At 42.5% G+C, this 9,398-nt stretch carries 12 protein-coding genes; 6 read left to right on the plus strand and 6 right to left on the minus strand.

Annotated features, from left to right (window positions below; genetic code table 11):
* Positions 1–1,050, plus strand: a 1,050-nt coding sequence (locus IQ229_RS03220; protein ID WP_194041235.1) for a TrkA C-terminal domain-containing protein, incomplete at its 5' end; no start/stop codon positions are given.
* Positions 1,051–1,196: 146 nt separating this feature from the next.
* Here IQ229_RS03220 and IQ229_RS03225 read toward each other — a convergent pair.
* Entirely contained in the window at positions 1,197–1,586 is a 390-nt protein-coding gene (locus IQ229_RS03225; protein WP_194041237.1) for a winged helix-turn-helix transcriptional regulator, read from the minus strand.
* 110 nt (positions 1,587–1,696) lie between these two features.
* Between IQ229_RS03225 and IQ229_RS03230 the strand changes: the two genes are divergently transcribed.
* From IQ229_RS03230 to IQ229_RS23685, 3 genes are read left to right on the plus strand one after another with little or no spacing between them, the layout of a single operon-like run.
* Complete coding sequence (locus IQ229_RS03230; protein ID WP_228013063.1) at positions 1,697–2,455, plus strand: SDR family oxidoreductase; 759 nt, start codon at positions 1,697–1,699, stop codon at positions 2,453–2,455.
* 13 nt (positions 2,456–2,468) lie between these two features.
* Positions 2,469–2,762: an alcohol dehydrogenase catalytic domain-containing protein gene (locus IQ229_RS23680; RefSeq protein WP_228013065.1), complete on the plus strand. Its 294-nt coding sequence runs from the start codon at positions 2,469–2,471 to the stop codon at positions 2,760–2,762.
* The gene (locus IQ229_RS23685; RefSeq protein ID WP_322743931.1) at positions 2,743–3,006 is read left to right on the plus strand and encodes a zinc-binding dehydrogenase; all 264 of its coding nucleotides are present in this window, start codon (positions 2,743–2,745) and stop codon (positions 3,004–3,006) included. The genes IQ229_RS23680 and IQ229_RS23685 overlap by 20 nt, the downstream gene beginning before the upstream one ends.
* Positions 3,007–3,104: 98 nt before the next feature.
* On the opposite strand, the gene IQ229_RS03240 is transcribed toward IQ229_RS23685, so the two are convergent.
* Complete coding sequence (locus IQ229_RS03240; RefSeq protein ID WP_194041239.1) at positions 3,105–3,320, minus strand: Hfq-related RNA-binding protein; 216 nt, start codon at positions 3,318–3,320, stop codon at positions 3,105–3,107.
* A 69-nt stretch (positions 3,321–3,389) separates the two neighbouring features.
* On the opposite strand from IQ229_RS03240, the gene dapF reads away from it, so the two are divergent.
* A complete protein-coding gene (gene dapF / locus IQ229_RS03245; protein ID WP_194041242.1) occupies positions 3,390–4,229 on the plus strand; it encodes a diaminopimelate epimerase in 840 nt (279 codons plus the stop codon).
* Between the two features lie 95 nt (positions 4,230–4,324).
* On the opposite strand, the gene IQ229_RS03250 is transcribed toward dapF, so the two are convergent.
* The 4 genes from IQ229_RS03250 to IQ229_RS03265 all read right to left on the minus strand — a co-directional run bounded on the left by IQ229_RS03250 (position 4,325) and on the right by IQ229_RS03265 (position 8,166).
* Positions 4,325–5,323: a DMT family transporter gene (locus tag IQ229_RS03250; RefSeq protein ID WP_194041244.1), complete on the minus strand. Its 999-nt coding sequence runs from the start codon at positions 5,321–5,323 to the stop codon at positions 4,325–4,327.
* Between the two features lie 53 nt (positions 5,324–5,376).
* Positions 5,377–6,015: a DNA-3-methyladenine glycosylase family protein gene (locus tag IQ229_RS03255; protein ID WP_194041246.1), complete on the minus strand. Its 639-nt coding sequence runs from the start codon at positions 6,013–6,015 to the stop codon at positions 5,377–5,379.
* Positions 5,999–7,084 (minus strand): bifunctional DNA-binding transcriptional regulator/O6-methylguanine-DNA methyltransferase Ada, encoded by a 1,086-nt coding sequence (gene ada, locus IQ229_RS03260; protein ID WP_194041248.1) that lies wholly within the window; start codon positions 7,082–7,084, stop codon positions 5,999–6,001. The genes IQ229_RS03255 and ada overlap by 17 nt, the downstream gene beginning before the upstream one ends.
* Positions 7,085–7,578: 494 nt before the next feature.
* A complete protein-coding gene (locus IQ229_RS03265) occupies positions 7,579–8,166 on the minus strand; it encodes a Uma2 family endonuclease (RefSeq protein WP_194041250.1) in 588 nt (195 codons plus the stop codon).
* A 246-nt stretch (positions 8,167–8,412) separates the two neighbouring features.
* On the opposite strand from IQ229_RS03265, the gene IQ229_RS03270 reads away from it, so the two are divergent.
* Positions 8,413–9,398: PAS domain-containing protein (locus IQ229_RS03270; RefSeq protein ID WP_194041252.1), on the plus strand; the 986-nt coding region annotated here is incomplete at its 3' end.

The following is a 9,398-nucleotide window of genomic DNA, read 5'->3' on the forward strand; positions in this document are numbered from 1 at the left end:
AAGTTGTTGCTGCAACATGACCTACCCGTGGTGGTAATCGACCAATCAGAGAGTAGAATTCAGCAGTTGCGTGAGGCTGGGGTGTCTTATGTTTATGGCAATTGCGTGAGTTTACATGTTCTAGAAACCGCTGGGGTGAATCATGCCAAAGGAATGGCGATCGCACTCCCAGATCCCATAAGTACTCGTCTTTGCTTGAAACGCGCTTTGGAATTGCGCCCAGAATTAGATTTGGTTGTCCGTGCTACCCAGGATAAAAATATTGAAGTGCTGTATCAATTGGGAGCCAAAGAAGTTGTGCAACCAGAGTTTGAAGCCAGCTTAGAAATGGCAACTCATTTATTAACTAGCTTAGGCTTGTTGTCGCCAACTGTCGTCCAACGAGAAATGCAGCAAATCCGCAACGATCATTATTTAGATTTGCGCCCAGAGCGCTCTGCAAGTGAAGTTGCTCGTGATTTGCGCCAAGCCACCCGCGATTTAAATCAGCGCTGGTATCCTTTACCATCGAATTCGCCCTTAATTGGCATGAGCATAGAAGAAGCAGATATGCGCTATTTAACAGGAGCGAGTTTGATGGCAATTCGCCGCGCTAACGGCGAAGAAATTGATTATCCCAACAATCAAACCAAATTGGCAGAAGGCGATCGCTTGTTGGTGGTGGGAGCAGATGAAGAACTGGCGGCTTTGGCAGAATTAGCTAAAGGACAAGCGGCTGTACCCGGAGAAAATAGTGCTTGTCAGTGGGTTACAGTTAATGCAGACGCGTCAACACTAGGTAAAACCCTTGCAGATTTAGATATCGCCAAGCAATATGGAGTACAGGTACAGGCAATCCGGCGAGATGGCAAGTTTATCCGCTATCCTGATAGCGGCATGGATTTGCGAGTCGGCGACCAAGTATTGTTATGTGGTGGCTTGACAGGTTTGAGTCAACTACAACAGTTATTTGCGATCGCTAGTTCAGTACCCCTGTCTATCCCAGTGGTGAAAGCTGCTGAAGCAGAAGCGCTCAAAGAGTTTCTGCCTATGGATAATTGGCGAGAATAGTCATTAGTTGCGATCGGAGTAATTCAGTGAGGGTATCAATAATTCAGGTATCCCTCTTGGGCTTGTCTCCAAAATTTGTTATTGCTAAATCTATCAGAGACGATCACCCATTCAAAGTTGTGCCGTGCTGAATGCTTCTTCAAATTTTAAGCAGCTTCATTTGGGTCTGTATTCTCAATACTCGCTTGCTCTATTGCGACTTCTACCTCATGAAAATGTTCCGAAGCCCAGCGACACAGAGCTTTTAGTGGCTCAACTAAAGTTTTGCCAAGTGATGTTAGCGAATACTCTACCATTGGCGGAACAACAGGGTACACTTTGCGGCGAATTAAGCCATTACTTTCTAGCTGTCGTAGGGTCTGCGTCAGCATTTTCTGTGAGATTCCATCAATTTTTCGATGGAGTTCACTATAGCGTTTGGTATCCTCCGCTAATGCCATGATGATCAATGCGGTCCATTTGTCAGCAACCAAGTCAAGGGCTTTGCGGACACCAGAAGTTTGATCGAAGGCACAACTTTGTTCTTGAGCCGTCATACTACGCACCTTTAAGTATGTACTGCACTTTATTGTACGTACTTGTTAGATAGATTGTATTGCTTCCATAATTGAGAGCGCAAACAGTTTTTACTATTGAGAGTTTTGAGATGCTGAATTTGATGGGAAAAGTTGCTCTTATTACGGGTGGAACTTCTGGGATTGGTCGTGCCACTGCGATCGCTTTTGCCCAACAAGGTGCAAAGGTAGTAGTTGCGGGGCGGCGAGTTGAGGAAGGAGAGAAAACAGTGGAAGTCCTCAAAACGCTAGGGGAAGAGGGCTTTTTTATTCAAACTGATGTCACGAGTGAAGCAGATGTACAGGCAATGCTTGAGAAAGCTGTTTCACAGTTTGGACAGATTGATTACGCCTTCAACAATGCCGGCATCCTTGGTGAAACCTCTTCATTCATTGAGCAAACGCAAGAAGATTACGATCGCATAATGAATGCAAATGTAAAAAGTGTTTGGCTTTCAATGAAATATGAAATTGCTCAAATGCTGAAGCAAGGAAGCGGCGCAATTGTCAATAACTCATCAGTGTTTGGAGTAATTGGAAATCCCTATTTGCCGCTCTATATCGCAAGTAAACATGCAGTCCTTGGTTTAACAAAAAGTGCAGCACTTCAGTATGCTAAGACTGGAATTCGCATCAATGCCGTTGCTCCTGGTGCAATTGACACCGATATGTTTGAACAGGTAACAGGTGGGCAAGCCGATGCCAAAGCTCAGATGGCAAGTTTACATCCGATGGGACGAGTAGGTAAACCTGTTGAAATCGCTAATGCTGTAATCTGGCTTTGCTCTGAGGGCGCTTCGTTTGTCACTGGGCAAGCCCTGATGGTAGACGGCGGATTTACAGCGCAATAACGGAAACAACAAGATGAAAACTTGCGCCATTCAAATTCATGAATTTGGTTCCCCAGAAGTTTTACGTTACGAAGAAGTTGAGCTTCCAGAACCCGGTTTTGGTGAAGTACGCCTCCGTCAAACAGCCATAGGTGTAAATTTCTTGGATGTTTATTTTCGCAAAGGTGATTTTCCAAGTACACCGCTTCCCTTCATTCCAGGTTATGAAGGAACAGGCTTTGTTGAAGCAACCGGGGAAGGCGTGACAGAATTTCAGGTTGGTGATCGTGTTGCTTATCAGCTAGTTAGTGGTAGCCGTAGTTTATGACGGTGTAGGTCAAGCCACTTTTGTGCAATCTCTAGAGTGTTTGAAGGTGAGAGGGCAGATGGTGCTTTTTGGCTGGAGTTCAGGGAGAGTAACGCCTTTTGACCTTCACAGCCTCAACGCTAAATCGTTAAGCGTGACAAATCCTGGGTTGCAACATTACACAGCGACACGACAAGAGCTTCTGGAGTCTGCAAAAGCATTGTTTCATGTTGTTGGTCAAGGTGTTGTGAAGGATTTTTTGTAGTGGTATAAAAAGGATTTTTATACCACTACAAGGTTTTCCCAATCTGGGAAATTTTAGCCAGCACCGTGGGAAGGGGCGTTTTAACCACCGATTTTTGACTAACTCTTGGGTTTAATATAAGCGATCGCTTGTTTCCAAACGGTGGTTTGCTGACTGTTCTCATCAGCAATCGAGATACACTGTGGGTCTTGCCATAAAACCCTTCCTGTCAGCACATCACCAGTCAGCAGCTTTAATTCTACTGGCGTTGTTTGTTTAATCAGGTTTTGGACTTGGATAATACTGGGTAAAGTGGTGTCAAATTCGGTAAGCATTTTTAGTAAAGATGAACCTACAAGGCAAAATAAAGAGTAACTAATCCTTGATAATTCATCCTTGAAGAAATGGCAATCGAATTTACTAAGTATCATGGTCTAGGCAACGACTTTATTTTGATTGACAATCGCTCGTCATTTGAGCCTGTAGTGACTCCAGAGCAAGCCATCGAGTTGTGCGATCGCCATTTTGGTATCGGTGCTGATGGTGTAATTTTTGCCCTACCTGGAGAAAACGGCACTGACTACACCATGCGGATTTTTAATTCCGATGGTTCAGAACCAGAAATGTGTGGCAATGGCATTCGCTGTTTAGCTGGCTTTTTAGCAGACTTAGAAGGCGAATCCCGGAATCAAGACTCATATCGCATTCATACTTTGGGTGGTGTAATGACTCCCCAACTGTTATCTGATGGTCAAGTTAAAGTAGACATGGGTTTACCCAGGTTACTCGCTAGCGAAATTCCGACTAATCTTACACCCGCCCAAGAAAAAGTAATTTCTCAGCCGTTAGAGGTGGCGGGGCAAACTTGGGAAGTAACCTGTGTAAATATGGGAAATCCGCACTGCATTACCTTTGTAGAAGATGTCGCAGCAATTGAGTTAGAAAGCATCGGCCCAAAATTCGAGCATCATCCAGTTTTTCCCCAACGCATAAATACCGAATTTATTCAAGTGGTACGCCGTGACTATTTGAAAATGCGGGTATGGGAACGGGGTGCTGGGATTACCTTAGCTTGCGGTACTGGTGCTTGTGCTTCCTTGGTAGCTGGAGTGCTAACCGGGAAATGCGATCGCACTGCGATTGTAGAATTACCAGGTGGCCCCTTGCAAATTGAATGGTCAGAAATCGACCAACGAGTTTACATGACAGGCCCAGCCCAAAAGGTATTCACTGGTAAACTGTAACCAGCTTCTCATTGGCATTACTCAAGTATTTGGAGGTTTGTAGTAAGCACTTTAGTGCTTAATAAATCAGGGCTAAAGTCCTTACTACGAACTTTTTAAGATTCACTTTCTGCTGGAGATTGAATCTGGGTATTAACTTTAGATTGTATAGATTCTTTATTAGAAATTGCTATATATATACCCCCGACAATTAGAGCCAACCCTAACAAGTTAAAAATACTCAATTTTTCCGAGAAAAGTATCCAAGCAAGAATCGCAACAATCACTGGATTGAGTAGTAAGAGTAAAGAGATAAATCCTGATGAGAAATTTTTGAGGCTGTATACAATTAGCCCATGACCCAAGGCTTCGCAAATAGCAGCTAGGGCAAATACTACTAACCACCCCGACAAAGTAACTGGGAAAACTTGTTTTTCCAAGATTAGCACTATCGGTATCATCAATGAAGTTGCGATCACACAGCGCCACACGAGGATGGTGATAGTTGAAAATTTATTGCCGATCTGCTCGATAAGTAAAAAGTTTGCTGCATAAAATATCGATGATATGAGTGCAACAGCATCACCTGTAATATTATTATTAGAACGCAATAAATCTTCAAACCCGACTGCGATCGCACCGATTATGGCTAAGATCAGACCGATGATAAATTTACGCCCAAACATTTGATTAAAAAATAGCCATCCTCCTAAAGTAGTAAATAGCGGATTGAGGCAACCTAAGGCATTAGCATTAGCAGCACCAGTCTGAGTTAGCGCCCAAGTCCAAGATAATCGACCTAATACATGAACTAAACCTACTGCAATTAAAAGCGTTATTTCTTTGATTGGATAAGGTTGCTGTGGTAATACAGGTTTATCTTCTGTAATTTGAGTACGTGCTTGGTTAATTCCACTCCATAATCCAAAGATAATAGTCGCTATCCATAAACGATTAAAAAATGTAGCAACAGCGCTCATTTCTCTAAGAGCGACTTTAATAAATATTGCTGTTGAAGATAAAGCTAATAATGCAATTATTACTATGATTATCGGCAGGATTTTTGAAGTTTTATCAGAGTTTTCTGGTGTTAAGCTTAATTGATTTTCTGCCATTTAGTTTATATTTATTATACGAACCGTCAAGTGCGCCAAGGGAGAAGTAGCAATTATTTGGGATTACTCAGGTAATAGTGCCATAGAAGTCTTGCAGCTACTGCTCGCCACGGTCGCCAGTGCTGTGTCATTGCTTCTAGTTGAACTGGTGTTGGACGCGTCGCCAAGTTTTTAAGTTTTTGTAGAGCAATTGCGATCGCTAAATCGCCTTTAGGAAAGACATCAGGACGTTGCAGCGCCATCAGCAAATAAATATCAACTGTCCAGTCTCCGATCCCTTTGAGGCGCTTTAGCTCAGTTCTGATCGTAGTTTCGTCCATTGTTTGGAGCTTGGTTAGATCAAGCTGACCAGTTGCGATTGCCTGAGCCAACCCACGACAGTATAGAATCTTTTGCCGACTGAATCCAATCGCTCTTAATTGAACATCATCCAATATCAGCAAATTTTCTGGTGTTAGAGTGACAACAACCCCACATAGCCGCGTAAATACAGCCCTTGCAGCCGCTACCGAAACTTGCTGTTCTAGAATTATGCACAACAGCGTTGCAAAACCTGGTTGTCTTTGCCACATCGGTGGTGGCCCCAGTGTCTCTAAAATCCCAGCCAAATCGCTATCAAGATTGGCAAGCACCATTAAACCACGGGTCAGACTTTCTTCAGTCAACAATTCTAGTTCAGGTGTTTGAGTCATGTTTGTAAAATTTCGACTCTTGTGTAAGCAGTTTTTGTTTGCGCTCAATTCCCCAGTGATAACCACCAAGACTGCCATCACTCCGCAGCACACGGTGACATGGTACAATCAGCGCGATCGGATTAGCGCCACAAGCATTACCAACCGCGCGGACTGCTTGGGGTTTGGCAAGATTACGGGCGATATCGGCATAGGTACGCGTTTCGCCATAGGGAATTTTTTGTAATGCTTGCCAAACCTGTTTCTGAAATGCTGTCCCACGGACATCAAGTGGTAAATCAAGATGCGTTTCACCTCCCGCAATGAAGTCGAGGATTGCTTGTATCCATTCCTTGTGTGTGTGGTCATCACGTATGATGTGCGCTTGGTGAAATTCCTGCTTCAAAATGTGTTCAAGCTTGTCTGCTTCATCACCTAGTTTAACGGCGCAGATACCCTTCTCTGTTGTTGCCACAAGCAAATATCCTAGTGGACATGGAGCGATAGCATAGACAATGCTGATTGTCTTTCCAGCTTGTTGGTAAGTCTTTGGTGTCATTCCCAGTTGCTTAGGTGCTTTCTCATACAGTTGGCTACTTGAACCATACCCCGTGTTGTAAACTGCATCAGCAATTTCCTCTCTTGACTGGAGACGCTGTTTTAATCGTTGGCTACGTAGCGTATCTGCATATTGAAAGGGCGATACGCCGATTATTTGCTTAAATATTTTTTGCAGGTAACTGGGACTCATTTCTACCTGAGAGGATAATTCCAAGAGGGTTGGAATGTGGTCAACTCGTGCTTCAATATATCGACATACTGTTAATACTTTCGCTTTAGCCGGATTTGGAACTGTTTCAGATTGGGGCTGACAGCGCTTACAAGGGCGAAAATCTGCAATTTCAGCATCTTGTACCGACTGGAAAAAACAAACTTGATTTCGATTTGGTCTGCGACTAGGGCAAATAGGTCGGCAATAAATACCTGTAGAGCGAACACCATAGAAAAACTTACCTTCAAAAGCGGAGTCTCGATTGAGAACTGCTTCCCAGAGTGTTTCTTCTAAAAGTTGTGTTTGTTGTAATTGCACTCATATCTCCTTGAATTTATTGCAAAGTATCCCCACCTTAGAGCGTTCATTATTAGTTTTTGGCTTTAGATAAAACTAGATTAAATGTATCGATAAACTACTTTCTATCTGATTGTTGCGATCAAAGTTGATTATCTCAGTCAAGATGGAATTCCCACTATTGTAAAAGTTAAGCGGAGCAGCGATACCCGGATTCGGCGAGAAGTGGTTGGTCAGATCCTTGACTATGCAGCTAATGCGGTAGTTTATTGATCAATTGAGAAAATTCGTGCCCAGTTTGAAGCTAATTCCAATGCTGAACAGCTACTAATAGATTTAATTGGCAACGAAGAGGCTGATTTAGAAAAGTTTTGGCAACAAGTTAAAGCCAACTTGCAATTAGGTAAAGTCCGTCTCGTCTTTGTGGCTGATAAAATACCTGTCGAACTTCAGCGGATAGTCGAGTTTTTAAATCAGCAAATGTTTATTACGAATGATTTAGGGTAGGCAATTACTCACCAAATTTCCACCAAATATAAAACAAATCCTGGCAAAACATCTTCTCCCGATAGAGTTTTAGGACTTTGTAAAATCTCAACTTCCCGATTAGGACGATAAATTTCTACCTGTTGCTGTCCTCTATTAATTAACCAGCCTAATCTTGCGCCATTCTCCATGTATTCCCTCATTTTGGCTCGCGTTTTTTCTAAGGAATCACTTGGAGACATTAACTCAACCACAAAATCGGGACACAAAGGAGCAAATCTTTCTTTTTCTGCTTCGCTTAGAGCATTCCACCGTTCCATTTTCACCCAGGAAGCATCTGGAGAACGCTCTGCACCGTTGAGAAGTTTGAAACCACCAGAAGAGTCAAAGGATTTACCTAGATTATTTTCACGACTCCAAGCTCTTAATTGATAAGTCAAATCAGCATTACGGTCACTAGTACTACTCCCCGTAGGTGGCATAATAATTAATTCCCCTGAAGCTGTCCGCTCAAACTTTAAGTCTCGATTATTTTGACAAAGCTGAAAAAATTGCTCGTCAGTCAAGTCGATATTTAATTCGAGGGTAGGAGGTAAACTGACGGTGGTAGTATTCATGTTATCAGTTTGGGTGGAAGCAATATATCTATTTTAGTAGTCTGTCAAGTCAACTATAGCTAGGTAAATAAATTTGTTGTCAAAATAAAGCTCTTACATTGATTCCCTCTTTGACAAATGGTTCACCCGATTGGGTGAATGCGATCGCAGCATCCAGAACTACTCTGAAAGTAGAGCCACTTTTTTGTTGTGAGCGATGTCTACGACAGGCTACGCCTACGCGCTGACAGCTAAAAAACTTTTACAATGGCTATGATTACCTTGAATATTATGCCAATTGCTTATATATCAAAGGGTCTAAGAGTGGATGAAATTGTAAAATCACCGCAGAAACCAGATTTTCTACCAGAGAAGATCCCGCTGTTGGAAACAATTGCTGCCAATTTACCGGGAATGATTTTCCAAATTCTGCAACGGCAGGATGGTTCTGTATTTATTCCTTATATTAGTTCTGGTTGTAAATATTTGTATGAATTAGAACCAGAGGCTGTACAGCCAGACTTTCAGGTGTTATGCAAACTGATTTATCCACAAGATATAAAAGCTTTTACAGAATCTATTGCTGTTTGTCGTGCTACTCTTACACCTTGGCATTGGGAAAGTCGGATTGTTACGCCTAGTGGCAAACTTAAATGGATTCAAGGTACTTTGCAACCAGAATTACAAGCAACAGGTGATTTTCTTTGGCATGGCTTGGTTATGGATATTACAGACCAAAAACAAGCCCAAGAAAAATTGCAAAAAAGTGAGGCACGATATAAAGCAATTTTGGATGCTATCCCCGATTTGATGTTTCGCATCAGCCGCGATGGCGAGTATCTAGATTTGAAAAGTGAGGGTGCAAATATCACTCTTTCGAGAGAAGAAATAGTTGGAAAAAATCTGCAAGAGTTATTGCCGAGTGATGTTGCAGCCATTAGCCAAGTAGCGATCGCTAAAACTTTAGATTCTGGAATTTTACAAAGTTGTGAATATCAACTACCAACATCTTTGGGAATCAGAGATTATGAGGCGCGGTTAGTAGTTAGTGGCGCAGATGAAGTACTAGCAATTGTCAGAGATATCACAGATCGCAAACAAGGGGAAGTCGCCTTACAAAATCTTGCCCAAAAATTTGCTAAAGCTTTTAGTTGCAGCCCCGATTCAATTACCATTAGTACGCTGCAAGAAGGACGCTTTATCGAAGTTAACGACAGTTTTGTAAATCTTTCAGGTTATGGGCGAGATGAGGC

It is taken from the genome of Nostoc cf. edaphicum LEGE 07299 (assembly GCF_015207245.1).
Taxonomy (GTDB): domain Bacteria; phylum Cyanobacteriota; class Cyanobacteriia; order Cyanobacteriales; family Nostocaceae; genus Nostoc; species Nostoc edaphicum_B.